We start from the raw sequence: 25,521 nt of genomic DNA on the forward strand, positions 1-25,521 counted from the left end.
TCACAACGTCCGGGCCGGTCGCGTTCGTTCCGGCCGGGCCGGACGTGTCCCTCTCGGGACCGTTCCGCCGGATCGCCCGCCGGGCCACCCCGCCAAGCGGTCCCGTCGGGCTCAGCCGCGTCATCCGTATCCGCCGCGTCATCCGTATCCGCCGGGTCATCCGTATCCGTCGGGTCATCCGCGCCCCGTCATCCGGCCCCCAGCGGCGGGGCCGGGCGTCCCGGGTAGTCCGGGGGCGGGGAGAGCCGCTGGCCCGGGAAGCCGCCCTTCTCGTACTTCAGGAGCTTCCTGGCCTTCTCCGGGTCCGTCTCGCCCTCCCCGTACGCCGGGCAGAGCGGGGCGATGGGGCAGGCGCCGCAGGCGGGCTTGCGGGCGTGGCAGATGCGGCGGCCGTGGAAGATGACGCGGTGCGAGAGCATCGTCCACTCGCTCTTGGGGAAGATCCCGGCGACGACGGCCTCGACCTTGACCGGGTCCTCCTCGTCGGTCCACTTCCAGCGCCGGACCAGCCGCCCGAAGTGCGTGTCGACGGTGAGGCCGGGGACGCCGAAGGCGTTGCCCAGCACCACGTTGGCCGTCTTGCGGCCGACTCCCGGAAGCTTCACCAGGTCTTCCAGGCGCCCGGGCACCTCGCCCCCGAACTCGTCGCGCAGGGCGACCGCCAGACCCATGATCGACTTGGTCTTGGCGCGGAAGAACCCGGTCGGCCGGATCAGCTCCTCGACCGCCTCCGGGTCGGCCGCGGCCAGCTCCTCGGGGGTCGGATACGCGGCGAACAGCGCGGGCGTGGTCTGGTTGACCCGCAGGTCGGTCGTCTGGGCCGAGAGGACCGTGGCGACCAGCAGCTCGAAGGGGTTGCGGAAGTCGAGCTCCGGGTGGGCGTACGGATACACCTCCGCCAGCTCCCGGTTGATCCGGCGGGCCCGGCGGACCATGGAGAGACGGGACTCGGGCGGGGCGGGTCTGGCGGACTCGGGCGCGGGGGCCGCCGGGGCGCTCTTGGCCGCCGCAGCCGGGGCGCTTTCAGCCGCCTTCTTGGCCGCGCTCTTGGGCGCGGCCTTCTTGGCGGCGGGCTTCTTGGCGCCCGGCGCGGGCGACGCGCCCGGGAGCGCCTCGGATAGCGACGCGGCCCGATTGGCTGATTTTGCTACTTTCGCGGCTTTTTTCGGTTTACTCGTGGGCTGTTCGCCCACAGCGGAATCCTTGCCTGCCGACACTCTTGTGGCCCCCCTGGCCTGCGCTCTCACCGGCGAATTGGACACCCGGCCAGCCTAAAGGCACAGACTGACATCCGCCCGGGCCCCGGCCGATCACCACCCCAATCGGCCCCCTGCCGCACAGCCCGCGGCTTCGGTGCGTCATCCTTGTGATTGATCGCACTGTTTACCCCGTCCGGTAAAAAGGGGAACACGGTCCCCTGAACCGGTCGACAAGGAGAGAACTCGTGGACGACGTTCTGCGGCGCGCCCCGCTCTTCGCGGCGCTCGATGACGAGCAGGCCGCGGAGCTCCGCGCCTCGATGAGTGAGGTGACGCTCGCCCGTGGCGACGCCCTCTTCCACGAGGGCGACCCCGGCGACCGCCTCTACGTGGTCACCGAGGGCAAGGTCAAGCTCCACCGCACTTCCCCCGACGGCCGCGAGAACATGCTGGCGGTCCTCGGCCCCGGCGAACTCATCGGCGAGCTGTCGCTCTTCGACCCGGGCCCGCGCACCGCCACCGCGACCGCGCTCACCGAGGTCAAGCTGCTGGGCCTGGGCCACGGTGACCTCCAGCCCTGGCTGAACGCCCGGCCCGAGGTGGCCACGGCCCTGCTGCGCGCGGTCGCCCGCCGGCTGCGCAAGACCAACGACCAGATGTCCGACCTGGTCTTCTCCGACGTTCCGGGCCGGGTGGCCCGCGCGCTCCTGGACCTGTCGCGCCGCTTCGGCGTGCAGTCGGAGGAGGGCATCCACGTCGTGCACGACCTGACGCAGGAGGAGCTGGCCCAGCTGGTCGGCGCGTCCCGCGAGACGGTCAACAAGGCCCTCGCGGACTTCGCGCAGCGCGGCTGGCTGCGGCTGGAGGCCCGTGCGGTGATCCTGCTGGACGTGGAGCGGCTCGCGAAGCGGTCGCGCTGACGCGGCGCGCGCGCACGTAGACGTGTACGGGCCCGCCTCCCCTCGGGGAGGCGGGCCCGTCCCGTTTCTGCAGCCGCGAGCCGCTTGAGTGGGCCCAGGGGCGGCGCGGGCCGGGCGGGTGGCACGGCTGGGCGGCACGGCCGGGGGCAACGGCTGGGGGGCACAGCCGGGCGGCTAGATGAGGCCGTGCTCGCTCAGATACTCCAGCTGGGCGCGTACGGACAGTTCTGCCGCCGGCCACAGGGACGGGTCGACGTCCGCGTAGACGCGGGCCACCACCTCCGCCGCCGTGGTGTGGCCGTCCTCCACCGCCGTCTCCACCTGCGCGAGCCGGTGGGCGCGGTGGGCGAGGTAGTACTCGACGGCGCCCTGCGCGTCGTCGAGCACGGGCCCGTGCCCGGGCAGCACGGTGTGGACGCCGTCGTCGACCGCGAGCGAGCGCAGCCGCCGCAGGGAGTCGAGGTAGTCGCCGAGGCGGCCGTCCGGGTGCGCCACGACGGTCGTGCCGCGCCCGAGGACCGTGTCCCCCGTCAGCACGGCCCTGTCGGCGGGGATGTGGAAGCAGAGGGAGTCGGCGGTGTGGCCGGGGGTGGGCACCACCCACATCTCCAGTCCGCCGGTGGTGATCACGTCGCCGGTGGCCAGGCCCTCGTCGCCGAGGCGCAGGGCCGGGTCGAGGGCGCGTACGTGCGTACGGGTCAGCTCGGCGAAGCGCGCCGCGCCCTCGGCGTGGTCGGGGTGGCCGTGGGTGAGCAGGGTGAGGGCGACCCGTTTGCCCATCCGCTCGGCGGTGGCGACCACGTTCCGCAGGTGGCCCTCGTCGAGGGGGCCCGGGTCGACGACGACCGCGAGGTCGGAGTCGGGCTCGGCGACGATCCAGGTGTTGGTGCCGTCGAGGGTCATCGCGGAGGGGTTGGGCGCGAGAACGCTGACGGTACGGGTCGTGGCGGGGCCCGAGAGCACCCCGCCGCGGGGCCGGCCGGGGAGGGCCGCGGCTTCGGTCACGCGAGGGAACCTTCCGTGGGGAGCGGGGGTGTGGGGGCGGGCGGCACGCGGGCGGGCGGGGTCACGAGGTGCCTTCCGTGGCGCCGTCCGTGGCGCCTTCCGTGGCGCCGTCCGTGGTGCCTTCCGTGGCGCCGTCCATGGTGCCGTTCGTGGTGCCGTTCGTGGTGCGTACCCGTTTGGTGAACTCGTCGTGCCCGGGCCAGCTCAGCACGATCTCGCCGTCATCGCCGAGGCTCGCGCGCGCCAGTACGGGTGTGAGATCCCGGGCCGCCGCGGCTTCGACCGTCTCTGCGGGGGTGGCGTACGGGAGGAGGGCGCGCAGGGTCGAGACCGTCGGAGGCATCATCAGCAGCTCGCCCGCGTCGTATCCGGCCAGGGCGTCGGCGGGCCGGATCCAGACGGTCCGGTCGGCCTCGGTGGAGGCGTTGCGGGTGCGCTGGCCCTCGGGGAGCGCGGCGACGAAGAAGTACGTGTCGTACCGCTTCGGTTCGAACTCCGGGGTGATCCAGCGGGCCCAGGCGCCGAGCAGGTCCGAGCGCAGGACCAGGGCGCGGCGGTCGAGGAACTCGGCGAAGGAGAGGTCGCGGGCGACGAGGGCGCGGCGGTCGGCCTCCCAGTCGTCGCCGGTGGTGTCGCCGACGACGCTGCCGGCGTCCGGCCCGGCGAGGAGGACCCCGGCCTCCTCGTACGTCTCGCGGACGGCGGCGCAGACGATGGCCTGGGCGTCGTCGGGGGCCACGCCGAGGCGGGCCGCCCAGGTCTCGCGGCTGGGGCCGGCCCAGCCGATCCGTCTGGCGTCGTCCCTGGGGTCCACGCCGCCGCCCGGGTAGGCGTAGGCGCCGCCGGCGAAGGCCATGGAGGTGCGGCGGCGCAGCATGTGCACGGCGAGGCCGCCGCCGCCCTCGGCTCCGGCGCGGAGCAGCAGGACGGTCGCGGCGCGGCGGGGGGGTACGGGGGTGAGGGTGCCGTGGGCGAGGGCGCGGATGCGGTCGGGCCATTCCGGCGGGTACCACTGACCATTGGGCATGGGCGCGAGGCTATCTCTTGGGGTGCGGGTGTTCGAGGGGGCGGTGTGGGGCCGGGGGTGCGGGGCCGGGTGCGTGGTCGTCTGCGGGTGGGTGGGTGGCTGGTCGCGCAGTTCCCCGCGCCCCTGCTGGGCCCGGTCTTTGCCTGCGGGCCGGTGGAGGCTTGTCGCGCAGTTCCCCGCGCCCCTGCGGGGCCCCGTCTTCACCTGCGGGCCGGTGGGGGCTTGTCGCGCAGTTCCCCGCGCCCCTCAGGTGAGCCCCCCGCAGCCGGGGATTCTCGGCCCGGCCAAAGGCCCTGAGGAGCACCGACTTCCACTTCCGGCCGCTGGGGGCCTGTCGCGCAGTTCCCCGCGCCCCTCAGGTGGGCCCCCCGCCGCCCGGGGCCCCCGGCTCGGCCGCAGGGCATCGGGGGCACGGGCTTCAGCCGCGGCTGGGCGGCGCGCACCCCCCACCGCCTAGAATCGCGAGCAACCACGACCCCCTGGGGGCGCGGGGAACTGCGCGACCAGCCACCCACGGTCCGCAGGCGAACACGACACCCCTCAGGGGCGCGGGGAACTGCGCGACCAGCCACCCGCGGTCCGCAGACAAGCGCCGCCACCCGCCCGCCCGCACCCCCGGGAATCTTTATTTCGGGCAAACATCCTTCTGTCGGGCTTCTTACCCCGTCCTCAGACAGCTCTCATCCAGCACCGCGAAGGTAATGCACATGACCTTCCCCGAGCAGCAGCCGAAGCAGACGCAGCCGCAGCCGCCGCACCCCTCCGCGCAGGGGCTCGGGGGCTACCCCCCGCCGCCCCCGTACGAGCCCGGGAGCGCGGACGGCACCCCCGCCCCCGCCCCCCGCCGCGCCCGCCGCTCCGTCGGGCTGCTCGCCGCCGTCGCCATCGCCGCCGCGGCCGTGGGCGGAGGGACCGCCACCCTCGTGGAGCGGTGGGCCGCCGGTGGGGACAGTACGGCTGGTGCGCCCGGCGTTCCGGGCACGAACGCCTCCCGGAGCACCACCGGCACCGTCTCCGGCGTCGCCCAGGCCGTCTCCCCCAGCATCGTGGAGATCAGCGCCACCTCCACCTCCGGAGAGTCCACCGGATCGGGCGTGATCATCACCTCCGGCGGCGAGATCATCACCAACAACCACGTGATCGCGGGCGCCGACGAGGTCAAGGTGCGTACCAGCGACGGCAAGACGTACCCCGCGAGCGTCGTCGGCACCGACCCCGACAAGGACCTCGCGCTCGTCAAGGTGCGCGGGGCGAGCGGTCTCAAGCCCGCGAGCCTCGGCAACTCCGACAACCTCAGGGTCGGGGACCAGGTCGTCGCCATCGGCTCCCCCGAGGGCCTGACCGGCACCGTCACCAGCGGCATCATCTCCGCCCTCAACCGTGACGTCACCGTCGCCAAGGAGCAGGGGCAGGGACAGGACCAGGGGCAGGGGCGGCAGCGCGGCGGCTGGCCCTTCGAGTTCGGCGGGCAGCAGTTCAACGGCGACACCGGCTCGTCCAAGACCACGTACAAGGCCATCCAGACCGACGCCTCGCTCAACCCGGGCAACTCCGGCGGCGCCCTGATCGACATGAACGGCAACATCGTCGGCATCAACTCCGCGATGTACAGCCCCAGTTCGGCGGGGGCCCAGTCCTCCTCCTCGGCGGGCAGCGTCGGGCTCGGGTTCGCCATCCCCGTCAACACCGTCAAGGCCGACCTCGCCTCCCTCCGCGCCGGCAGCGGCGGAAGCGGCACAAGCGGCGGCGAGAGCAGCGGCAGCTACAGCTGATGCTCGCCACGGGCGCGGGTCCGGCATGCGACGCTGGACCGCACCCGGCCCGACCCGAACCCGAGGAAGACCCCCAAGCGATGAGCCCCGCAGCCGCCGAGGACGACACCCAGCGCATCCTGATCGTCGACGACGAGCCCGCCGTCCGCGAGGCGCTCCAGCGCAGCCTCGCCTTCGAGGGGTACGGGACGGAGGTCGCCGTGGACGGGCTCGACGCGCTGGCCAAGGCGGAGGCGTACCGGCCGGACCTGATCGTCCTCGACATCCAGATGCCCCGGATGGACGGGCTGACCGCCGCCCGGCGGCTGCGCGGCGCCGGGTCCACCACCCCGGTGCTGATGCTCACCGCACGCGACACGGTCGGCGACCGCGTCACCGGCCTGGACGCGGGCGCGGACGACTACCTGGTCAAGCCGTTCGAGCTGGACGAGCTGTTCGCCCGTATCCGCGCCCTGCTGCGCCGCAGCTCGTACGCGGGGCAGGCGGGCGGCGAGCGGCCCGACGACAACGTCCTGGCCTTCGGCGACCTGCGCATGGACCTGGCGACCCGGGAGGTGACGCGGGGCGAGCGGGTGGTGGAGCTGACCCGTACGGAGTTCACCCTCCTGGAGATGTTCCTGGCCCACCCCCGCCAGGTCCTCACCCGCGAGCAGATCCTCAAGGCGGTCTGGGGCTTCGACTTCGAGCCGTCGTCCAACTCCCTCGACGTGTACGTCATGTACCTGCGCCGCAAGACCGAGGCGGGCGGCGAGCCGCGCGTGGTCCACACCGTGCGCGGGGTGGGGTACGCCCTGCGCACGGGCGGCGCGGAGTGAACGGAGTCGTCCGGCGCTACCGGGCGATGCCACTGCGGTCGCGGCTCGCGCTGCTGGTGGCGACGGCCGTGGCGGTCGCGGTCGCGGCCGTGTCGGTGGCGTGCTGGCTGCTGACCCGGGCCCAGCTCGGCGAGGAGCTGGACAACACGCTGCGCAACACCAGCGCCCCGCCCACCCTGGTCCAGGCCGCGCTCGCCACCTGCGGGACGCCGGGGGCGGTGCCCGACGACGAGCGCTCGGGGTTCGCCTACATCCAGGTCGTCCTCATCGACGGCTCCCGCTGCGCGGCTCCCGAGTCGCCTCCGGTGCGGGTCACATCCCAGGACGTGGCCGTGGCCCGGGGCCACCGCCTCGACGCCCTGCACAGCGGCGTCACCGACGGCGGAGTGGACGTCCGCGTGCGCACCCAGCGGCAGCAGATCGCCGGCCGGGTGGTCACCGTGTCGCTCTCCCGGCCGCTCACCGAGATCGATTCCTCGCTCAACCGGCTGGCGCTGCTCCTCGCGGGGCTCGCCGGGGCCGGGGTCGTGGCGGGCGGCGCGGCCGGGCTCTGGGTGGCGCGTACGGGCCTGCGTCCCGTGGACCGGCTGACCGGCACGGTCGAGCACGTGGCCCGTACCGAGGACCTCACGGTCCGTATCCCCATCGAGGGCGAGGACGAGATCGCCCGGCTCTCGCGGTCCTTCAACGCGATGACCGCCGCCCTCGCCTCCTCCCGCGACCGGCAGTCGCAGCTGATCGCGGACGCGGGGCACGAGCTGCGCACCCCGCTGACCTCGCTGCGGACCAACATCGAGCTGCTGGCCCGGAGCGAGGAGACCGGCCGGGCCATTCCGGCCGCCGACCGCAAGGCGCTGATGGCGTCCGTCAAGGCGCAGATGACCGAACTCGCGGCCCTGATCGGCGACTTGCAGGAGCTGTCCCGGCCGGACGCGGTCCGCGCGGGCCCGCTGGAGGTCGTCGCCTTCCACGACATCGCCCGCGCCGCCCTGGAGCGCGCCCGGCTGCGCGGCCCCGAGCTGGAGATCACGGCCCGGCTCGCACCCTGGTACGTACGGGCGGAGCCTGCGGCCCTGGAGCGGGCGATCGTCAACGTGCTGGACAACGCGGTCAAGTTCAGCCCGCCGCGCGGCACCGTCGACGTCACCCTCGACCGGGGCGTCCTGACCGTGCGCGACCAGGGCCCCGGGATCCCCGCCGACGAACTCCCGCACGTCTTCGAGCGGTTCTGGCGCTCGCCCTCGGCCCGTTCGCTGCCGGGTTCGGGGCTCGGGCTCTCCATCGTGGCCCGGACGGTCCAGCACACGGGCGGCACGATCACGCTCGGCGCGGCGCCGGACGGCGGCGGCACGGTGGCCACGATCCGCCTGCCGGGCGCGCCGACCCCGCCGCCCGACGCCCCGGGGGTGTGAGCGGGCCACCGGACGCGCGTCGGGCGGGTGGGGAATGGGGAAAGGGGAAAGGGGCGCCGGGAAGAATCCGGCACCCCTTTCCCGTACGACGGAAGGCGACTACTCGCCCGCCACCTTGCCCACGACCGTGATCCGGCCGCCGGCCGGGGGCGCGAGCGGTGCGGAGGCCGAGGAGTTCGCCGCCAGGTAGGCGTCGAAGACGTCCAGGTCGGAGGCGCCGACCAGCTTGTTCTTGCCCTGGCCGAGGGCGGCGAAGCCGTCGCCGCCGCCCGCGAGGAACTCGTTCATGGCGACGCGGTAGGTCTTCGCCGGGTCGAGGGCGACCCCGTTCAGCTTGACCGTGTCCACCAGGACGCGGTCCGCGCCCGCCTTGGTCATGTCGAGCGTGTAGCTGAAGCCCTTCGACACCTGGAGGATCTTCGGCGATGCCGCGTTGCCGCCGCTGACCTGCTGCTGGAGGCCCTGGATGATCTGGGCGCCGGTCAGGTCCACCACGTTCATCATGTTGGTGAACGGCTGGACGGTGAACGCCTCGCCGTAGGTGACCACCCCGTCGCCCTCGCCGCCGCTCGCCTTGTACACGAGGTCGGAGCGGATGCCGCCCGGGTTCATGAAGGCGAGCTGGGCGCCGCCCTTGTCGGCCGGGGAGAGCCCGGCGAGCTGCGCGTCCGCGATGAGGTCGCCGAGCGGCTTCTCGGGGGCTTCGGAGCCCCGGCCGTTGATGTCGGCGGAGATGTAGCCCTGCGGGCGGCCCGCGATCGGAGCGGCCAGCTTGTTCCAGCGGGCGATCAGGTCGGTGATGTCCCGCGCCTTGGGCTGGTCACGGCGGACGACGCGGTTCACCGACTTCGGGGACGTCACGGCGGTCCGGACGATGTCCTTGGTCCGCCTGTCGTAGGTGAGCGTGGTCTCGGTGAAGAGCTTGCCGTAGGAGGCCGCCGAGGTGACCATGCGCGGGTTGCCCGCCGGGTCCGGGATCGTGCAGGTGTACGCCTGGTGGGTGTGGCCGGTGACCAGCGCGTCCACCTTGGGCGTGACGCCCTTGGCGATGTCGACGACCGGACCGGACAGACCGCTGCCGGGACCGGCCGAGTCGCAGTCGTAGTTGTACGCGTTGGTCGCCGGCATCCCGCCCTCGTGGACGAGCGCGACGATGGACTTCACGCCCTGCCGGTCGAGCTCCTTGGCGTACTTGTTGATCGTCTCGATCTCGTCGTGGAACTTCAGGCCCTTGACGCCCGAGGCGGTCACGACGTCCGGGGTGCCCTCCAGGGTCACGCCGATGAAGCCGATCCTGACGCCGTTCTTCTTCCAGACCGTGTACGGCTTGAGGAGCGGCTTGCCGGTCTTCTCGCTGGTCACGTTGGCGGCGAGATACGGGAAGTCGGCGCCCCGGAACTTCCTGCCCTTCTCGTAGCAGCCCTCGACCGGGTGGCAGCCGCCGTTCTGCATCCGGGCGAGCTCGACCGCGCCCTCGTCGAACTCGTGGTTGCCCACGGCCGTCACGTCGAGGTCGATCCGGTTGAGCGCCTCGATGGTCGGCTCGTCGTGGAAGAGGCCGGAGAGCAGCGGGCTGGCGCCGATCATGTCGCCGCCCGCGGCGGTGATCGAGTACGGGTGGCCCTCGCGCGCGGTGCGCAGCGAGGACGCCAGGTACTCGACGCCGCCGGCCGGTATGGACTTCACGGTCCCGTCGGACTGCTTCTCGTTCACGGCCCCGGCCGAGCCGGCCGGCGGCTCCAGGTTGCCGTGCAGGTCGTTGAAGGAGAGGAGCTGGACGTCCACCGTCCGCGCGGGCTTCGGGTGCCCGTGGCCCTTGTCGTGGGCGTCGGCGGCCGGCATCGCGGCGACGAGCGCGCCGAGCGTGGTGAGGCCGGCGGCGGCCGCCAGGACCCGGCGGCCCGCACGGCCGCCGTGGTGCTTCCGGGGTGTCGCTGTCATCTCTCCCCTAAACGATTCAGCTGGTGGTGGAGCCTGGTGTGCGCGGAGAACCGCGATCTGGTCGGGCGGTGGCCGAAACCCGGTCGTGCCGCCGCGAGCGGAAGCCTAGGGTCAACGCGCGTAGCGCGACAGGGGGATGCGGTTACGGGATGGTTGCCGTTTGTCGGTACGTCAGGTTTTGCCCCCGGTCGCCGTACGCTCGTACCCATGACGACCGACCCCGCCGTGCCCGGCCCCTCCGGACGTGAGATCCGGACCCTCGACGAGCTCACCCACCCCCAGGCCCAGGAGGTCCTCGCGCTGCTCGCCGAGGCCGCCGGGACCGACGGGCAGCAGGCCGTGTCCGAGCAGGGGCGGCTCCAGCTGCGGGGCGGCCGGCGGCCCGGCATCCGCCACTTCCTGCTGACGCTCGCCACGGCCGGGGGGCCCGAGCTGATCGGGTACGCGCAGCTGGAGGACACCGACCCCGTCGAGGCGCCCGCCGCCGAGCTCGTCATCCACCCCGCCCACCGGGGCCGGGGCCACGGCCGGGCGCTCGGCTCGGCGCTGCTGGGCGCCTCCGGCAAGCGGCTGCGGGTGTGGGCGCACGGCGGGCACTCCGCCGCCCGCCACCTCGCCCAGGTCCTGGGCCTCACCCTGTTCCGCGAACTGCGCCAGATGCGGCGGCCGCTGGACCCCGCCGACATCGCCGAGCCGGTCTACCCGCCGGGCGTGAGCGTACGGACCTTCGTGCCCGGCGAGGACGACGCGGCGTGGCTGGCGGTGAACGCGGCGGCCTTCTCCCACCACCCCGAGCAGGGCGCGCTCACCCAGCGCGACCTCGACGACCGCAAGGCGGAGCCCTGGTTCGACCCGAAGGGTTTCTTCCTCGCCGAGCGCGAGGGCCGGATCGTGGGCTTCCACTGGACGAAGGTGCACGCGGCGGAGAGGATCGGGGAGGTGTACGTGGTGGGCATCAGGCCCGACGCGCAGGGCGGGGGCCTGGGCAAGGCCCTCACCGCGACGGGGCTGCGCCATCTCGCGGCGGAGGGGCTGCCGGCGGCGATGCTGTACGTGGACGCCGACAACACGGCGGCGGTCGCGGTGTACGAGCGCCTGGGGTTCACCACGCACGAGGTGGACCTGATGTACCGGACGGAGTCGTAGGGCCGGCCGGGCCCTCGGCGGGGTGTGCCCGGCTTTCGTCTGCGGACGGCGGGGGGCCGGTCGCGCGGTTCCCCGCGCCCCTGTCCGTACCCGGCGCCGCGGGGCGTGGGCAGGCCGGGCGCGGACACGGCGGTGGACCTCGGTGCCGTCCGCACTCCGCCCGCCGGGCGCGGGTGCTCCTGACATCCGCGCCAGGCCACGGATTCCCTCACGTCATGTCCCCGTTACCGCGTATTCAGACACGCTTGCGACGCTCGCTCAATGCAGCCCGAGGTGCCACCCTCCCGGAACGGGACCGCCGCCCGCCCCAAGGCGCTCACGCCTGCCCGCTCCGACGTGCTCTCCGACGCGCCTGAGATCGCCGGAGCGCGGAAGAATGGGTTCATGAGCCAGCAGCCGAGTGCCGAGGTCCGCCTCCAGCCCACCACCCAGCCGTCGGTCGGTTCCATAGCCGCGCACCGGCCGCACACCCTCGCCGCCGCCGTCTCCGACCTGGAGCCGGACATCGACGCGGATCTCGACGGGTACGACGGCTACGAGCGCGACCGCGAGGACGCGCCGGGCGGCGACGAGCTGCCCTCGGGGCGCTTCCTCGACCGTGAGCGCAGCTGGCTCGCCTTCAACGAGCGCGTCCTGGAGCTCGCCGAGGACCCGGCGACCCCGCTGCTGGAACGCGCGAACTTCCTGGCGATCTTCGCCTCCAACCTGGACGAGTTCTTCATGGTCCGGGTGGCGGGCCTGAAGCGCCGTATCGCCACCGGGGTGGCCACCCGGTCCGCCTCCGGGCTCCAGCCCCGCGAGGTCCTGGACCTGATCTGGACCCGCTCGCGCGAGCTCATGGCCCGGCACGCCGCCTGCTACCAGCAGGACGTGGCCCCGGCGCTCGCCGACGAGAACATCCACCTCATCCGCTGGCCGGACCTCACCGAGAAGGAGCAGGCGCGCCTGTTCACCCTCTTCCGCCAGCAGATCTTCCCGGTCCTCACCCCGCTGGCCGTGGACCCCGCGCACCCCTTCCCGTACATCTCGGGGCTCTCGCTCAACCTCGCGGTCGTCGTGCGCAACCCCGTCAGCGGCCACCGCCACTTCGCCCGGGTCAAGGTGCCGCCGCTGCTCTCGCGGTTCCTGGAGGCGTCGCCACAGCGGTACGTCCCCCTGGAGGACGTCATCGCGGCCCACCTCGAAGAGCTCTTCCCCGGCATGGAGGTCCTGGCCCACCACATGTTCCGGGTGACCCGGAACGAGGACCTGGAGGTGGAGGAGGACGACGCCGAGAACCTCCTCCAGGCGCTGGAGAAGGAGCTCATGCGGCGCCGCTTCGGGCCACCGGTGCGTCTGGAGGTCGAGGAGTCCATCGACCCGTACGTCCTGGACCTGCTGGTGCGCGAGCTGAAGATCAGCGACGCCGAGGTGTACCCGCTGCCCGGCCCGCTGGACCTCACCGGCCTCTTCGGCATCGCGGCCCTGGACCGGCCGGAGCTGAAGTTCCCCAAGTTCGTGGCCGGCACCCACCGCGACCTCGCCGAGGTCGAGTCGGCGTCCGCGCCCGACATCTTCGCGGCCCTGCGCGAGCGGGACGTGCTGCTCCACCACCCGTACGACTCCTTCTCCACCTCGGTACAGGCGTTCCTGGAGCAGGCCGCCGCCGACCCGGACGTGCTTGCCATCAAGCAGACGCTCTACCGCACCTCCGGCGACTCGCCGATCGTGGACGCCCTGATAGACGCCGCCGAGTCCGGCAAGCAGGTCCTCGTCCTGGTCGAGATCAAGGCGCGCTTCGACGAGCAGGCCAACATCAAGTGGGCCCGCAAGCTGGAGGAGTCGGGCTGCCACGTGGTGTACGGCCTGGTGGGTCTGAAGACGCACTGCAAGCTGTCGCTGGTGGTGCGTCAGGAGGGCGACACGCTGCGCCGCTACTCGCACGTCGGCACCGGCAACTACCACCCCAAGACGGCCCGCCTCTACGAGGACCTGGGGCTGCTCACCGCCGACCCGCAGGTCGGCGCCGACCTCTCGGACCTCTTCAACCGGCTGTCGGGCTACTCGCGCCGCGAGACCTACCGCCGGCTGCTGGTCGCCCCCAAGTCCCTGCGCGACGGCCTGGTCTCGCGCATCAACAAGGAGACGGCCCACCACCGCGCCGGGCGTCCCGCCTACGTCCGCATCAAGGTCAACTCGATGGTCGACGAGGCCGTGATCGACGCCTGCTACCGCGCCTCGCAGGCCGGTGTGCCGGTCGACATCTGGGTACGCGGCATCTGCGCGGTCCGCCCCGGAGTCGCCGGGCTCTCCGAGAACATCCGGGTGCGGTCGATACTGGGGCGCTTCCTGGAGCACTCCCGGCTCTTCGCGTTCGGCAACGGCGGCGAGCCCGAGGTGTGGCTGGGCAGCGCCGACATGATGCACCGCAACCTGGACCGCCGCATCGAGGCGCTGGTGCGGGTCACCGACCCGGCCCACCGCCTGGCTCTCTCCCGGCTCCTGGAGACCGGTATGTCGGACTCCACCACCTCCTGGCACCTGGGCCCGGACGGCGAGTGGACCCGGCACGCCGCCGACGCCGACGGACAGCCGCTGCGCCACGTGCAGGAGATGCTGATAGACGCCCGGAGGCGCCGGCGTGCCAAGCCCTGAGAACGTCCCGGGACCGCGGACCGCCGCGGACGTCCTGTCCCCCTATCTCCACGCGCAGGCGGGCGAGTTCCTGCGCGGGCTGCGTCTGCACCGCGAGGCGGGGCCCGACAACGACGGCGCCGAGGAGGCCGCGCGGGCGCTGCGCCGCGCCGCCCGCCGCATCGGCGCCACCCTGCACACCTTCCGCCCGCTGCTCGACCCCCTGTGGGCCGAGGCGCTGCGCACGGAGCTGTCCTGGCTCCGCGCCACGCTGGCCGGGGAGCACGCCTGCGCGGCCCGGCTCACCCGGCTGCTCGACGGCCTCCACCGGCTCTCCGGCGGCCCCCAGGTGCCCGCGCCGCGCGGCGAGGCGGCGGCCTCGGCGGTGGGCGCCGCCCGGGCCGCGGCGCTCCTGGACCGCCGGCTGACCCTGGCCCGCACCCGGGCGCACTCGGCGGCCCTGCAGGCGATGGGCTCCTCCCGCTTCCACGCGGTGGCCGACGCGGTGGCGCTGCTCGCCAGCGAGGTGCCCCTGTCCGGCTCGGCGGCCGCGTACGCGGTGGAGGTGCTGCCGCCCGCCGCCCGCCTCGCCGAGCAGCGGCTGGGCCAGGCGGTGGCCGCGCTGCCGCTGGCCCGCGCCGCCCATCCGTACAACGCGGAGGCGCTGGCCCAGCCCGGCGAGGCCCAGGACGCGCCGTGGCACCAGGTGCGGCGGCGGCTGCGGCTGCACCGGTACGCCCAGGAGGTGCTGCGCGCCGGTCTGCCGTACGAGGACGACGAGCGGCTGCTGCGGGCCGGGCTCGCGCTCGACCGGCACCGGGACGCCTCCGAGGCCGCCGCCGACGCCGCCGAGGCCGCCCGCACCCCCAGGATCGCCCCGGCCACCGCCTACGCGCTCGGCGTGCTCCACGCCGACCAGCGGCACGAGGTGGAGGCGGCCCGGTTCGCCTTCCAGCAGATCTGGCAGCCGATGGCGGCCGTGGGCGCCCAGACGGGCCCGCAGACGGGTCCGGACGTGCCCGCGCCGGCCGGTGCCCGGGTGGCCGCGCCGTGAACCGGGAGGGGACGGTGCTCGCGGCGGGCTGCGTGCTGTGGCGGCGTACGCCCGAGGGCGCCGAGGGGCTGGAGATCTGCCTGGTGCACCGGCCGAAATACGACGACTGGTCGCACCCCAAGGGCAAGCTCAAGGACGGCGAGGAGCCGCTCGCGGGGGCCGTCCGGGAGGTGCGGGAGGAGACCGGCCACCTCTGCGTGCCCGGGGCGCGGCTGCCGTCCGCGCACTACATCGACCCCCAGGGCCGCCCCAAGGCGGTCGACTACTGGGCCGCCGAGGCCGGCGAGGGCTGTTTCCAGCCGAACGACGAGATCGACCGGGTGCTGTGGCTGACCCCGGCGGCGGCCCGCGAACGGCTCACCCAGCCCCGCGACCGCGCCCTGGTGGACGCCCTGCTGGACGCGCTGCACCGGTCGTGAAAAAGCCTCTCCCCGAGGGCTGAACCCGCTCCCCCGCGCCGCCTGGGGGTCGGTTTCCAGCCGGGCGCCGTTCATCTGGGGAGGCGGCCGAACACGAACCGGTAACGGTCGGCACCGCACTGTCCGACACGGTTCACCTCCCGTTCACCCTCCTCCGTCGGCGGCTTCACCTGTTCTGCCTAATTTCGGCCTTACACGGTGTGAGGCGACCCGCCCGGCCGGACACCTCTTCGCACGCCGCCGTACAACGGACGGACCCCGGCGGCTCCTGGAAGGAACACCCGAAAGTGAAGCTTCAGCGCAAGAACCGGCTCCGCGCCACCGCCCTCGGCGTCATCGCCGTGTCCAGCGCCCTGGCCCTCACGGCGTGCGGCAGCGACGACAACGACAAGGGTTCGGGCTCCACCGGCGGGACCGGCGGCAAGACGAGCGCCGCGTCGAACATCAAGTGCGACGGCGCCAAGGGCCAGCTGCTGGCCTCCGGTTCCTCCGCGCAGAAGAACGCCATGGACCTCTGGGTCAAGAACTACATGGCGGCCTGCAAGGGTGTGGAGATCAACTACAAGGGCTCCTCCTCCGGCGAGGGCATCATCAACTTCAACCAGGGCACGGTCGCCTTCGCCGGCTCCGACTCCGCGCTCAAGCCGGAGGAGGTCGCCAACTCCAAGAAGATCTGCACCGGCGGTCAGGGCATCAGCCTCCCGATGGTCGGCGGCCCGATCGCGATCGGCTACCACCTGGAGGGCGTGGACAGCCTGGTCCTGGACGCCCCGACGCTCGCCAAGATCTTCAAGGGCGACATCAAGAAGTGGAACGACGAGGCCATCGCCAAGCTGAACTCGGGCGCCAAGCTCCCGGACAAGGCGATCCAGCCGTTCCACCGCTCGGAGGACTCCGGCACCACCCAGAACCTCGGCAAGTACCTCGGCGCCACCGCCAAGTCCGACTGGACCTACGCCCCCGAGAAGAAGTGGCCCGCCCCGGGCGGCCAGGCCGCGTCCGGCTCCGCCGGTGTCGCCGCGCAGGTCAAGCAGACGGACGGCGCGATCGGCTACTTCGAGCTCTCCTACGCCACCTCGCAGTCCATCAAGACCGTGGACATCAACACGGGCGCCGCCGCCCCGGTCAAGGCCACCCCGGAGAACGCCTCCAAGGCGATCGCCGCCGCCAAGATCAAGGGCACCGGAAAGGACCTGGCCCTGGGCCTGGACTACGCCACCAAGGCCGAGGGCGCCTACCCGATCGTCCTGGTCACGTACGAGATCGCCTGCGACAAGGGCAACAAGGCCGACACCCTCGGCACGGTGAAGTCCTTCCTGACCTACACCTCGGGCGACGAGGGTCAGAAGATCCTCTCCGACGCCGGCTACGCGCCGATCCCGGCCGAGATCAACGCCAAGGTCCGCGAGACCGTCGCGGGTCTGCAGTAACACCCGTCGGTCCGAGGGGCGAGCGGTGAACCGGCCGCCCCGAGGCCCCTGGGGCGGGGGCTTTGATCCGGCCCCCGCCCCCACCATCCGGTGCACCGCCGCCAGGGGACCCACACCGTCCCCGCCCACAGACCGGAAAGATCGATGGCATCCCTGACCACGAACACTCCGCCACCACCGGCTCCGGCCCCCGCCCCGCGCCGCAAGTCCACCGGCCGCGCGGGCGACAAGGTCTTCCTCGGCCTCTCCCGGGGCTCCGGCATCCTGCTGCTCGTCCTGATGGCGTCGATCGCCGTCTTCCTGAGCGTGCGCGCCGCGATAGCCCTGTCGAAGGACGAGGGCAACTTCCTCACCACCTTCGACTGGAACCCCGCCGCCGAGAAGCCGGTCTTCGGCATCGCCGTCCTGCTCTTCGGCACCGTCGTCAGCTCGGTCATCGCGATGGCCATCGCGGTTCCGATCGCCGTCGGCATCGCCCTGTTCATCTCCCACTACGCGCCGCGCAAGCTGGCCGCGCCCCTGGCGTACGTCGTCGACCTGCTCGCCGCGATCCCCTCGATCGTCTACGGCATCTGGGGCGCCCTCTTCCTCGTGCCGTACCTGGAGGGCCTGAACTCCTGGCTCGACGAGTACCTCGGCTGGACCTACGTCTTCGAGAAGACCGAGGTCGGCGTCGCCCGCTCGCTCTTCACGGTCGGCATCCTGCTCGCGATCATGATCCTGCCGATCGTGACCAGCGTGAGCCGCGAGGTCTTCCTCCAGGTCCCGCGGATGAACGAGGAGGCCGCCCTGGCGCTGGGCGCCACCCGCTGGGAGGTCATCCGGATGTCGGTGCTGCCCTTCGGCCGCTCCGGCGTCATCTCCGCCTCGATGCTGGGCCTGGGGCGCGCGCTCGGCGAGACGATGGCCGTCGCCACGGTCCTCTCCCCCAGCTATCTGCTCTCCGCCCACATCCTCAACCCGGGTGGCGGCACCTTCGCCCAGAACATCGCGGCGAAGTTCGACGAGGCCAACGAGCTGGGCCGGGACGCCCTGATCGCCTCCGGCCTGGTGCTCTTCATCCTCACCCTGCTGGTCAACGGCGCGGCCCGCCTGATCATCGCGCGCCGCAAGGAGTACTCGGGGGCGAACGCCTGATGTCCAACGCAGTTGTCCAGGACACCCGCCCGGCCGCGTCCGCGCCCCGCCGGGACAGCCTGAGCCGCCGGGGCCTGCCCCGCTGGGCCGGGGCCGCCTTCGGCGCCGCCGGCATCGCGCTCGGCTGCGGCATCGGCCTCGCCTTCGGCCTGGAGAGCAAGGTCCAGTGGGGCCTGCTCTCCGCGGTCCTGTTCGTGATCATCTCGTACGCGGTCACCTCGGCCGTCGAGAACAAGCGCCAGGCCAAGGACCGCGTCGCCACCTCGCTCGTCTGGGTCTGCTTCATCCTCGCCCTGATCCCCCTGCTCTCCCTGCTGTGGACGACGGTCAGCCGGGGCACCAAGGTCCTCGACGGCGACTTCCTCACCCACTCCATGGCCGGTGTCCCCGGCTTCGAGAAGGGCGGCGGCGTCTACCACGCGCTGGTCGGCACCCTGGAGCAGGTCGGCATAGCCACCCTGATCTCCGCCCCGCTCGGCCTGCTGACCGCGGTCTACCTGGTGGAGTACGGCAAGGGCGCGCTCGCCAAGGCCGTGACGTTCTTCGTCGACGTGATGACCGGCATCCCCTCCATCGTGGCGGGCCTGTTCATCCTCACCCTGATGCTGATGTTCGAGCTGAAGCCGTCCGGCTTCATGGGCTCGCTGGCGCTGGCGATCCTGATGATGCCGGTCGTGGTCCGCTCCACCGAGGAGATGCTCAAGCTCGTCCCCAATGAGCTGCGCGAGGCCTCCCTCGCCCTCGGTGTGCCGAAGTGGCGCACGATCCTGAAGGTGGTCCTGCCGACCGCGATCGGCGGCATCACCACGGGCGTCATGCTCGCCATCGCCCGTATCGCCGGTGAGACCGCCCCGATCATGCTGCTCGTCTTCGGCAGCCAGCTGATCAACACCAACCCGTTCGACGGCGCCCAGTCCTCGCTCCCCTTCTACATCTGGGAGCAGTACCGGGTGGGCAGCGAGGCGTCGTACGACCGCGCCTGGGCCGCCGCCCTGGTCCTGATCGCCTTCGTCATGATCCTCAATCTGGTGGCCCGCGGCATCGCCCGCTGGAAGGCCCCGAAGACCGGCCGCTGACGCGACCAACGAAAGAAGCAGTGATTCAGATGGCCAAGCGAATCGACGTCAGCGGCCTGACCGCGTACTACGGCTCCCACAAGGCGATCGAGGACATCTCGATGACCGTGGAGCCCCGCTCCGTGACCGCCTTCATCGGCCCGTCCGGCTGCGGCAAGTCCACCTTCCTGCGCACCCTGAACCGGATGCACGAGGTCACCCCCGGCGGCCGCGTCGAGGGCAAGGTGCTCCTGGACGACGAGAACCTGTACGGCAGGGACGTCGACCCGGTCGCGGTGCGCCGTACGGTGGGCATGGTCTTCCAGCGCCCGAACCCGTTCCCCACCATGTCGATCTTCGACAACGTGGCGGCCGGTCTGCGCCTCAACGGGTCGTACAAGAAGAACCAGCTGGCGGACGTGGTCGAGAAGTCCCTCAGGGGCGCGAACCTCTGGAACGAGGTCAAGGACCGCCTCAACAAGCCCGGCTCGGGCCTGTCCGGCGGCCAGCAGCAGCGGCTGTGCATCGCCCGCGCGATCGCGGTCGAGCCGGACGTCCTGCTGATGGACGAGCCCTGCTCGGCCCTGGACCCGATCTCCACCCTCGCGATCGAGGACCTGATCGGCGAGCTGAAGGAGCGCTTCACGATCGTCATCGTGACGCACAACATGCAGCAGGCGGCGCGCGTCTCGGACCGTACGGCCTTCTTCAACCTGGCGGCCGTCGGCCAGCCCGGCCGTCTCGTGGAGCTCGACGAGACCGAGCGGATCTTCTCCAACCCGTCCGTCCAGGCGACCGAGGACTACATCTCGGGCCGCTTCGGATAACCCCCCCCCCGACCGTCTGCGGTGCTGCATGGCGGTGCCACCGCAAGACGAAGGGCCCGCCCCCTGGTGCCAGGGGGCGGGCCCATTTCCGCGTTCCGGCCGACCATGGGTCCGGAGGGCTCCGCTTTCGCCTGCGGACCGTGCTGGGCTGATCGCGCAGTTCCCCGCGCCCCCAGCGGGTCGGGCCAGGCCAAAGAACCCAGCTCGGCCACGGCCTCCCAGGGGCGCGGGGAACTGCGTGAGCAAGCCGCCACGGCCCGCAGGGCAAAAAAAGGGGGCCCGGGGCGGAGCCCCGGGCCCGCCGCGGCACGGCTCAGCCGAAGAAGACCCGCACCACGTAATAGCTCGCCGCCGCGACCATCGCAGCCGCAGGCATCGTGATGAACCACCCAAGGATGATGTTCTTCGCAACCCCCCACCGCACCGCATTGACCCGCTTGGTCGCCCCCACACCCATGATCGCGGAGGTGATGACATGGGTCGTGGAGATCGGCGCCTTGAAGAGGAACGCCGTCACGAACATGAGCGACGCCCCCGTCGTCTCCGCGGCGAACCCCTGCGGCGGATCCAGCTCAATGATCTTGCGCCCGAGCGTCCGCATGATCCGCCAGCCACCCGCGTACGTCCCGAGTGAGAGCATCACCGCACAGGAGATCTTCACCCACACCGGAATCGGCGCGTCAGCGCTCTGCACATCGCCGATGACCAGGGCCATCACTACGATGCCCATGGTCTTCTGCGCGTCCTGGAGGCCGTGGCCCAGCGCCATACCGGCCGCCGAGACGGTCTGCGCGATACGGAAGCCCCGCTTGGCCTTGTGCGGATTGGCCTTGCGGAAGATCCACATGATCGCGCACATCACCAGGTAACCGGCGATGAGACCGACCACCGGCGACAGGAACATCGGGATGATGACCTTCTCCAGGACACCCGACCAGATGACGTCCGTACCGCCCGCGAGCGCCGCGCCCACCATGCCGCCGAACAACGCGTGCGAGGAGGACGAGGGAAGGCCGAAGTACCAGGTGACGAGGTTCCAGACGATCGCGCCGAGCAGCGCGGCGAAGAGGATGCCCATCCCCTTGTCGCCGGTCGGCGTCGCGATCAGGCCCTTGCTGACGGTGTGCGCGACCCCCTGGCCGAGGAAGGCACCGGCGAGGTTCATCACCGCGGCCATCGCCAGCGCCGCGCGCGGGGTCAGCGCCCGCGTCGAGACGGAGGTCGCGATGGCGTTCGCCGAGTCGTGGAAGCCGTTCGTATACGTGAATCCGAGCGCGACCACGATGGTCACGATCAGTGCGAAGGTGTCCACGAAGCTCAGGACTCCTTGACGGCGATGGTCTCCACCGTGTTCGCCACGTGCTCGAAGGCGTCGGCCGCCTCTTCGAGCACGTCCACGATCTGCTTGAGCTTGAGCACCTCAATGGCGTCGTACTTGCCGTTGAAGAGATGGGCGAGCAGCTTGCGGTGGATCTGGTCGGCCTGGTTCTCCAGGCGGTTGACCTCGATCCAGTACTCGGTGAGGTTGGACATCGTCCGCAGGTTCGGCATGGCCTCGGCGGTCAGCTCGGCCGCCCGCGCCAGCACCTCGATCTGCTGCTCGACGCCCTTGGGCAGCTCCTCGACGTTGTAGAGGACGACGAGGTCGACGGCCTCCTCCATGAAGTCCATGATGTCGTCGAGGCACGACGCGAGGTTGTAGATGTCCTCGCGGTCGAACGGCGTGATGAACGAGGAGTTCAGCTGGTGGAAGATCGCGTGAGTCGCGTCGTCACCCGCGTGCTCCGCTGCCCGCATCCGCTCCGCGATCTCGGCCCGGGACGCGGAATCCGCTCCGAGCAGTTCCATCAGGAGCTTCGAGCCCGTGACGATGTTGTCCGCGGACGCGGAGAACATGTCGTAGAAGCTCGTCTCCCTGGGGGTCAGACGAAAGCGCACGTGGGGTCCTCGGGGTGCTCTGGATTCGGTCAGGCTGATGCTAGGCGCATCATCCGGCCACGGCTAACCGGCGTACTTCAGTGTCGCCCATCAGGCACAGTGATCAGCACGGGCCCCCGGCCCGTATCCGCACCCCCTTCCACGGGGTTCGTTACCCTATACCCACGAGGGGTATCCATCCCCTTTTCTCACCACGGGAGGACGCGATGACGACCACCGAGCCCGCCGAGCCGGACACCGTCCTCACGGACACGGACCAGCCGCACCCGGTACACGGCTACCACAAGCAGAAGGAAGAACACCTCAAGCGGCTGCGCCGGATCGAGGGCCAGATCCGCGGGCTCCAGCGCCTGGTGGACGAGGACGTCTACTGCATCGACATACTCACCCAGGTCTCCGCCTCCACCAAGGCCCTCCAGTCCTTCGCCCTCCAGCTCCTGGAGGAGCACCTGCGGCACTGCGTGGCGGACGCCGCGGTGAAGGGGGGCGGGGAGATCGACGCGAAGGTGGAAGAGGCCACGAAGGCGATCGCCCGCCTGCTGCGCACCTGAGCCCGCGGGGTCGCGGTGGACCGCCTCCGGACCCCGCCGGTGCGGCCCGGCGCCTCCCGTGCCACCGGCCGCCTGGCCGAAAAACGGCGGCCAGGGCCGGTCACGTGGCCCGGGGCCGCGGCCCCGGCCGGAATCAGCCCCCGGCCCCCGAGGGGGTCTCGGGCTCGACCTTGAGCACCTGGTCGATCAGGTCGGGACTGAGCCGCTCCCCGTCGGCGGCCGAGGCGGCGATCATCAGCTCACCGCACAGCTCGATCTCGACGAGGGCCACGTGGTCCTGGACGGTTGTGCTGCGAAGCCCGGCCACGCACCTCACCCCTCTGCCCCTCTTCCTGCCGTCGTCGGCTTCCTAGCGTAGGGAGGAGCACACACACCGCGCATGGCACGGACGGACCATTTCCGCCACCATCCATGACTGAATTCCCGAACGCCCCCCGGGCGCCTATGACTCGATCTTTCCGGCGTAGATGTCCCGCTCCGCCGGCAGCTTCACGGCGGCGGGCACCCCGAATCCGTACAGCAGCGTGGTCGAGGCGACCGCGACCGTACGCCCGTGGTTCACGTAGCTGAAGTGCTGGCGCAGCTTGCGGAGCAGGCCCTGGGCGTCGAAGTACGCGTCGAAGGGCACCGCGCCCTTGGACCGGCCGAAGCCCTTCGCCGCCGCCGCCAGCGATCCGCGCGCATGCGGCCCGGCGGCGCCCGCGGCGCGCGGGATGTCGGCGGTGCCCCGGTAGTGCCGGACCCGGACGCCCGCCAGGTCCTCCTCGCCCACGAACCTCACCGCGCCCGAGCCGCGCAGCAGTTCGGCCGCGACCATCGGGTCGGTGACCCCGCCGGTGACCAGGTTGCCGTCGGGGAGCGTCGCCGTGTCGACCCGGACCCACTTGTCGACGGGGACGCCCGCGCCCCGGTTCTTCATGTAGAGCGCGCCGGGCGCGAGCAGTTCGGTGATCGGGCGGTGCTCCTCCGCGCCCGCCGCGTCCCGGGGCAGCACGACCTTCAGCCGGCCCATGCGGCGCGTGAAGTCGTAGACCCCCTCGCCCCGGATCGTCACGCGGGTGCCGCCCGCGGCCATCTCCATGGAGGTGCTGGTCTTGGAGCTGCCGGCGGCCACCAGCGCGTCCGCCGCGCGGGCCACCACCCGGCCGGGCTCGGCCGCGCGCCCCTGCGGCCCGTCGGCGCCCGGAGAGGCGTCGGCCCCGCAGCCTGCGACGAGCACGCCCGTGACGGCCACCGCGGCGGCCGTCACGCCGGTCACGACGGCACCGGCGAAGCCCACGCGCCCCAGCCCCTGCCGCCGCACCGCCATCGCCGTCAACCCCCAAGCGCCTTCCGGATCCGCCGCACCACCCGTCCCGTCTAACGACCGCGTCCCCGCCCCGGTCACGCCCGCGCCGGGCGCTGGGTACCGTGGCAGCGTGCCCGACCGAGCCTCAGCCCCTGAGCACCGCACCACGACGACGGAACGCGGCAGCTTCGCCCACGCCCACTGCACCTGCGGCTGGACCGGCCCCGCCCGCCGCTCCCGCGACAAGGCGAGGGGGGACGCGGAACGCCACGAGTCGGCGGACTAGCCCGGCGCGCGCGAGGTTCGCAGCCGAACCGCCCGGGAAGACGTTCCCGCATGGACCGGCGCTCCCTCCTCGCCGCCGGGGCCGCGGGGGCCGCCCTCGCCGCCGCGTCCGCCTGCACGTCCGGCGCGGCCCGCGGCGAGCCCTCCAAGTCGCGGCGCCCGCCCGTGGCCACCGCCTCCACCTCCGGCACGGCCCCGGCCGTCTGGACCGCCCTCGCGCGCTCGCTCGCCGGTTCGCTGGTGCGGCCCGGGGACGCCGCGTACCCGACCGCCCGTCAGCTCTACAACACCCGTTTCGACGGCCTGCGCCCGGCCGCCGTCGCGTACGTGGCGAACGAGGCCGACATACGCGAGTGCCTGGCCTTCGCCCGCGCCCACCGCACCCCTGTCGCCCTGCGCTGCGGCGGCCACTCCTACGCCGGCTGGTCCTCGGGCACCGGCCGCCTCGTCCTGGACGTGTCGAGCCTCAACGGCGTCCGGGCCGACGGCGACACCGCCACGGTCGGCGCGGGCGCCCGGATGCTCGACGTGTATCGGGCCCTGGGCAGAGGCGGCCGGACGATCCCGGGCGGCTCCTGCCCCACCGTCGGCGTCACCGGGCTCACCCTGGGCGGCGGCCACGGCGTCGCCACGCGCGCGTACGGCGCGACCTGCGACAGCCTCACCTCCGCGACCCTGATCACCGCCGACGGCAGCCGGCTCACCGCCGACGCCGACCACGAGAGCGACCTGTTCTGGGCGCTGCGCGGCGCGGGCAACGGCAACTTCGGCGTCGTCACCGGCCTCACCTTCCGTACGCACGACGCCCCCCGGACCGTGACCGCCCGGCTGACCTGGCCCTGGGCGAGGGCACGGGAGGTTGTCGGGGCCTGGCAGGAGTGGGGCCCCGACCAGCCCGACGAGATCTGGTCCGCCGCCCATCTCGCGGCGGCGACGGGCGGCGCGAAGGCCGGGGCCGCGCCGACCGTCGACGTCTCCGTGTTCTCGCTGGGCACCTACGGCGACCTCCACAACGCCGTGGACCGCCTCGCCGACCGTGTCGGCGCCCCCGCGGCCTCCGTCTCGCTGCGCCGCGACGGCTACACGGACGCGATGCTCGCGTACGCCGGCTGCGCGGGACTCTCCGAGGCCCGGTGCCGGCTGCCCGGCGCCACGCCCGGCCGTTCACCGCGGGGCACGCTCCAGCGCGAGACGTACGCCGCCCGCTCCGCCTTCTTCGACCGGCCGCTCCCCGCCGAGGGCATACGGGCCCTGATCGCCCGGACCGAGGCGTTCGGGAACGTGGCGGTGGGACAGGGCGGCGGGGCGGGCAGCGGGGCGCTCACGGCGCTCGGCGGGGCGCTGAACCGGGTGCCCCCGACGGCGACGGCGTTCGTGCACCGCCACTCGCGGGTGCTCGCGCAGTACATCGCCTCCTGGCGGCCGGACACCCCCGGAACGGCCCAGCGGGCATGGCTGAATACCACCCATGACGCCCTGAGCCGGTACGCCAACGGGTCCGCCTACCAGAACTACACCGACCCGGAGCTGAGGGACTGGCGCCGGGCGTACTACGGCGCTGCCGCGCCCCGGCTCGCCGAGCTGAAGCGCCGGTACGACCCGACGCGCCTGTTCGACTTCCCGCAGGCGCTGTAGGCGCGGCAGGCACGCGGCGGCGACCGAAACGACGACCGGCGGCCTGGGCAGC

23 protein-coding genes are annotated in these 25,521 nt (G+C 72.6%); 15 read left to right on the forward strand and 8 right to left on the reverse strand.

Going from position 1 to position 25,521, the window contains the following annotated elements:
• Nucleotides 1-188: 188 nt before the first annotated feature.
• A complete protein-coding gene (gene nth / locus ACZ4MU_RS27260; RefSeq protein ID WP_467881592.1) occupies nucleotides 189-1,193 on the reverse strand; it encodes an endonuclease III in 1,005 nt (334 codons plus the stop codon).
• Nucleotides 1,194-1,444: 251 nt separating this feature from the next.
• Between nth and ACZ4MU_RS27265 the strand changes: the two genes are divergently transcribed.
• Entirely contained in the window at nucleotides 1,445-2,119 is a 675-nt protein-coding gene (locus ACZ4MU_RS27265) for a Crp/Fnr family transcriptional regulator (protein ID WP_017947815.1), read from the forward strand.
• Between the two features lie 174 nt (nucleotides 2,120-2,293).
• Here the strand turns inward: ACZ4MU_RS27265 and ACZ4MU_RS27270 are convergent, their stop codons facing one another.
• Together ACZ4MU_RS27270 and ACZ4MU_RS27275 are read right to left on the reverse strand one after the other, a co-directional pair.
• The gene (locus tag ACZ4MU_RS27270) at nucleotides 2,294-3,124 is read right to left on the reverse strand and encodes an MBL fold metallo-hydrolase (protein WP_467881593.1); all 831 of its coding nucleotides are present in this window, start codon (nucleotides 3,122-3,124) and stop codon (nucleotides 2,294-2,296) included.
• Between the two features lie 61 nt (nucleotides 3,125-3,185).
• Nucleotides 3,186-4,151 carry an NUDIX hydrolase gene (locus ACZ4MU_RS27275; protein WP_467881595.1) on the reverse strand — a complete coding sequence of 322 codons (966 nt, stop codon included), beginning with the start codon at nucleotides 4,149-4,151 and terminating at the stop codon, nucleotides 3,186-3,188.
• A gap of 701 nt (nucleotides 4,152-4,852) precedes the next feature.
• Between ACZ4MU_RS27275 and ACZ4MU_RS27280 the strand changes: the two genes are divergently transcribed.
• From ACZ4MU_RS27280 to ACZ4MU_RS27290, 3 genes are all read left to right on the forward strand, one after another.
• Nucleotides 4,853-5,923: a S1C family serine protease gene (locus ACZ4MU_RS27280; protein ID WP_467881597.1), complete on the forward strand. Its 1,071-nt coding sequence runs from the start codon at nucleotides 4,853-4,855 to the stop codon at nucleotides 5,921-5,923.
• Between the two features lie 80 nt (nucleotides 5,924-6,003).
• Nucleotides 6,004-6,738: a response regulator transcription factor gene (locus ACZ4MU_RS27285; protein ID WP_467881599.1), complete on the forward strand. Its 735-nt coding sequence runs from the start codon at nucleotides 6,004-6,006 to the stop codon at nucleotides 6,736-6,738.
• A 26-nt stretch (nucleotides 6,739-6,764) separates the two neighbouring features.
• Entirely contained in the window at nucleotides 6,765-8,150 is a 1,386-nt protein-coding gene (locus ACZ4MU_RS27290) for a sensor histidine kinase (RefSeq protein ID WP_467881649.1), read from the forward strand.
• A 99-nt stretch (nucleotides 8,151-8,249) separates the two neighbouring features.
• Here the strand turns inward: ACZ4MU_RS27290 and ACZ4MU_RS27295 are convergent, their stop codons facing one another.
• Nucleotides 8,250-10,091, reverse strand: a complete 1,842-nt coding sequence (locus tag ACZ4MU_RS27295; protein WP_467881601.1) for a bifunctional metallophosphatase/5'-nucleotidase — start codon at nucleotides 10,089-10,091, stop codon at nucleotides 8,250-8,252.
• Between the two features lie 207 nt (nucleotides 10,092-10,298).
• On the opposite strand from ACZ4MU_RS27295, the gene mshD reads away from it, so the two are divergent.
• The 8 genes from mshD (at nucleotide 10,299) to pstB (ending at nucleotide 19,772) form a co-directional block, all read left to right on the forward strand.
• Nucleotides 10,299-11,237 carry a mycothiol synthase gene (gene mshD / locus ACZ4MU_RS27300; protein WP_467881602.1) on the forward strand — a complete coding sequence of 313 codons (939 nt, stop codon included), beginning with the start codon at nucleotides 10,299-10,301 and terminating at the stop codon, nucleotides 11,235-11,237.
• Nucleotides 11,238-11,621: 384 nt separating this feature from the next.
• Nucleotides 11,622-13,871: an RNA degradosome polyphosphate kinase gene (locus tag ACZ4MU_RS27305; protein WP_467881604.1), complete on the forward strand. Its 2,250-nt coding sequence runs from the start codon at nucleotides 11,622-11,624 to the stop codon at nucleotides 13,869-13,871.
• Nucleotides 13,858-14,904, forward strand: a complete 1,047-nt coding sequence (locus ACZ4MU_RS27310) for a CHAD domain-containing protein (RefSeq protein WP_467881606.1) — start codon at nucleotides 13,858-13,860, stop codon at nucleotides 14,902-14,904. Before ACZ4MU_RS27305 ends, ACZ4MU_RS27310 begins: the two co-directional genes overlap by 14 nt.
• The gene (locus ACZ4MU_RS27315; RefSeq protein ID WP_467881607.1) at nucleotides 14,901-15,323 is read left to right on the forward strand and encodes an NUDIX hydrolase; all 423 of its coding nucleotides are present in this window, start codon (nucleotides 14,901-14,903) and stop codon (nucleotides 15,321-15,323) included. Before ACZ4MU_RS27310 ends, ACZ4MU_RS27315 begins: the two co-directional genes overlap by 4 nt.
• 287 nt (nucleotides 15,324-15,610) lie before the next feature.
• The gene (pstS, locus tag ACZ4MU_RS27320; RefSeq protein WP_365100015.1) at nucleotides 15,611-16,753 is read left to right on the forward strand and encodes a phosphate ABC transporter substrate-binding protein PstS; all 1,143 of its coding nucleotides are present in this window, start codon (nucleotides 15,611-15,613) and stop codon (nucleotides 16,751-16,753) included.
• 144 nt (nucleotides 16,754-16,897) lie between these two features.
• Nucleotides 16,898-17,890, forward strand: coding sequence for a phosphate ABC transporter permease subunit PstC (gene pstC, locus ACZ4MU_RS27325; RefSeq protein ID WP_467881609.1), 993 nt, complete (start codon nucleotides 16,898-16,900; stop codon nucleotides 17,888-17,890).
• Nucleotides 17,890-18,966, forward strand: coding sequence for a phosphate ABC transporter permease PstA (gene pstA, locus ACZ4MU_RS27330; protein ID WP_467881611.1), 1,077 nt, complete (start codon nucleotides 17,890-17,892; stop codon nucleotides 18,964-18,966). Before pstC ends, pstA begins: the two co-directional genes overlap by 1 nt.
• Nucleotides 18,967-18,995: 29 nt before the next feature.
• Entirely contained in the window at nucleotides 18,996-19,772 is a 777-nt protein-coding gene (gene pstB, locus ACZ4MU_RS27335) for a phosphate ABC transporter ATP-binding protein PstB (RefSeq protein ID WP_467881613.1), read from the forward strand.
• Between the two features lie 313 nt (nucleotides 19,773-20,085).
• On the opposite strand, the gene ACZ4MU_RS27340 is transcribed toward pstB, so the two are convergent.
• Together ACZ4MU_RS27340 and ACZ4MU_RS27345 are read right to left on the reverse strand one after the other, a co-directional pair.
• On the reverse strand, nucleotides 20,086-21,084 hold the full coding sequence (locus ACZ4MU_RS27340) for an inorganic phosphate transporter (protein WP_467881615.1): 999 nt from the start codon (nucleotides 21,082-21,084) through the stop codon (nucleotides 20,086-20,088).
• Between the two features lie 5 nt (nucleotides 21,085-21,089).
• Nucleotides 21,090-21,710, reverse strand: coding sequence for a DUF47 domain-containing protein (locus ACZ4MU_RS27345; protein WP_067155188.1), 621 nt, complete (start codon nucleotides 21,708-21,710; stop codon nucleotides 21,090-21,092).
• 206 nt (nucleotides 21,711-21,916) lie between these two features.
• Between ACZ4MU_RS27345 and ACZ4MU_RS27350 the strand changes: the two genes are divergently transcribed.
• Nucleotides 21,917-22,261: a metal-sensitive transcriptional regulator gene (locus ACZ4MU_RS27350; protein WP_467881616.1), complete on the forward strand. Its 345-nt coding sequence runs from the start codon at nucleotides 21,917-21,919 to the stop codon at nucleotides 22,259-22,261.
• Nucleotides 22,262-22,394: 133 nt separating this feature from the next.
• On the opposite strand, the gene ACZ4MU_RS27355 is transcribed toward ACZ4MU_RS27350, so the two are convergent.
• Both ACZ4MU_RS27355 and ACZ4MU_RS27360 read right to left on the reverse strand, forming a co-directional pair.
• Nucleotides 22,395-22,577, reverse strand: a complete 183-nt coding sequence (locus ACZ4MU_RS27355; protein WP_467881618.1) for a hypothetical protein — start codon at nucleotides 22,575-22,577, stop codon at nucleotides 22,395-22,397.
• A 126-nt stretch (nucleotides 22,578-22,703) separates the two neighbouring features.
• Nucleotides 22,704-23,570, reverse strand: a complete 867-nt coding sequence (locus ACZ4MU_RS27360; RefSeq protein WP_467881651.1) for an SCO4651 family lipoprotein — start codon at nucleotides 23,568-23,570, stop codon at nucleotides 22,704-22,706.
• 109 nt (nucleotides 23,571-23,679) lie between these two features.
• Here ACZ4MU_RS27360 and ACZ4MU_RS27365 point away from each other — a divergent pair, with 109 nt between their 5' ends.
• Nucleotides 23,680-23,835: a hypothetical protein gene (locus ACZ4MU_RS27365; RefSeq protein WP_467881620.1), complete on the forward strand. Its 156-nt coding sequence runs from the start codon at nucleotides 23,680-23,682 to the stop codon at nucleotides 23,833-23,835.
• A gap of 50 nt (nucleotides 23,836-23,885) precedes the next feature.
• A complete protein-coding gene (locus ACZ4MU_RS27370) occupies nucleotides 23,886-25,469 on the forward strand; it encodes an FAD-binding oxidoreductase (RefSeq protein WP_467881622.1) in 1,584 nt (527 codons plus the stop codon).
• Nucleotides 25,470-25,521: the final 52 nt, after the last annotated feature.

It is taken from the genome of Streptomyces sp. NPDC026377, from assembly GCF_055567715.1.

Coding starts and splice junctions, on each gene's coding strand:
- ACZ4MU_RS27370 (WP_467881622.1), top strand. CDS start 23,886: ATGGACCGGCGCTCCCTCCTCGCCGCCGGGGCCGCGGGGGCCGCCCTC.
- ACZ4MU_RS27285 (WP_467881599.1), top strand. CDS start 6,004: ATGAGCCCCGCAGCCGCCGAGGACGACACCCAGCGCATCCTGATCGTC.
- pstB (WP_467881613.1), top strand. CDS start 18,996: ATGGCCAAGCGAATCGACGTCAGCGGCCTGACCGCGTACTACGGCTCC.
- pstA (WP_467881611.1), top strand. CDS start 17,890: ATGTCCAACGCAGTTGTCCAGGACACCCGCCCGGCCGCGTCCGCGCCC.
- ACZ4MU_RS27350 (WP_467881616.1), top strand. CDS start 21,917: ATGACGACCACCGAGCCCGCCGAGCCGGACACCGTCCTCACGGACACG.
- ACZ4MU_RS27290 (WP_467881649.1), top strand. CDS start 6,765: ATGCCACTGCGGTCGCGGCTCGCGCTGCTGGTGGCGACGGCCGTGGCG.
- ACZ4MU_RS27275 (WP_467881595.1), bottom strand. CDS start 4,151: ATGCCCAATGGTCAGTGGTACCCGCCGGAATGGCCCGACCGCATCCGC.
- pstC (WP_467881609.1), top strand. CDS start 16,898: ATGGCATCCCTGACCACGAACACTCCGCCACCACCGGCTCCGGCCCCC.
- mshD (WP_467881602.1), top strand. CDS start 10,299: ATGACGACCGACCCCGCCGTGCCCGGCCCCTCCGGACGTGAGATCCGG.
- ACZ4MU_RS27295 (WP_467881601.1), bottom strand. CDS start 10,091: ATGACAGCGACACCCCGGAAGCACCACGGCGGCCGTGCGGGCCGCCGG.
- ACZ4MU_RS27280 (WP_467881597.1), top strand. CDS start 4,853: ATGCACATGACCTTCCCCGAGCAGCAGCCGAAGCAGACGCAGCCGCAG.
- ACZ4MU_RS27305 (WP_467881604.1), top strand. CDS start 11,622: ATGAGCCAGCAGCCGAGTGCCGAGGTCCGCCTCCAGCCCACCACCCAG.
- ACZ4MU_RS27360 (WP_467881651.1), bottom strand. CDS start 23,570: ATGGCGGTGCGGCGGCAGGGGCTGGGGCGCGTGGGCTTCGCCGGTGCC.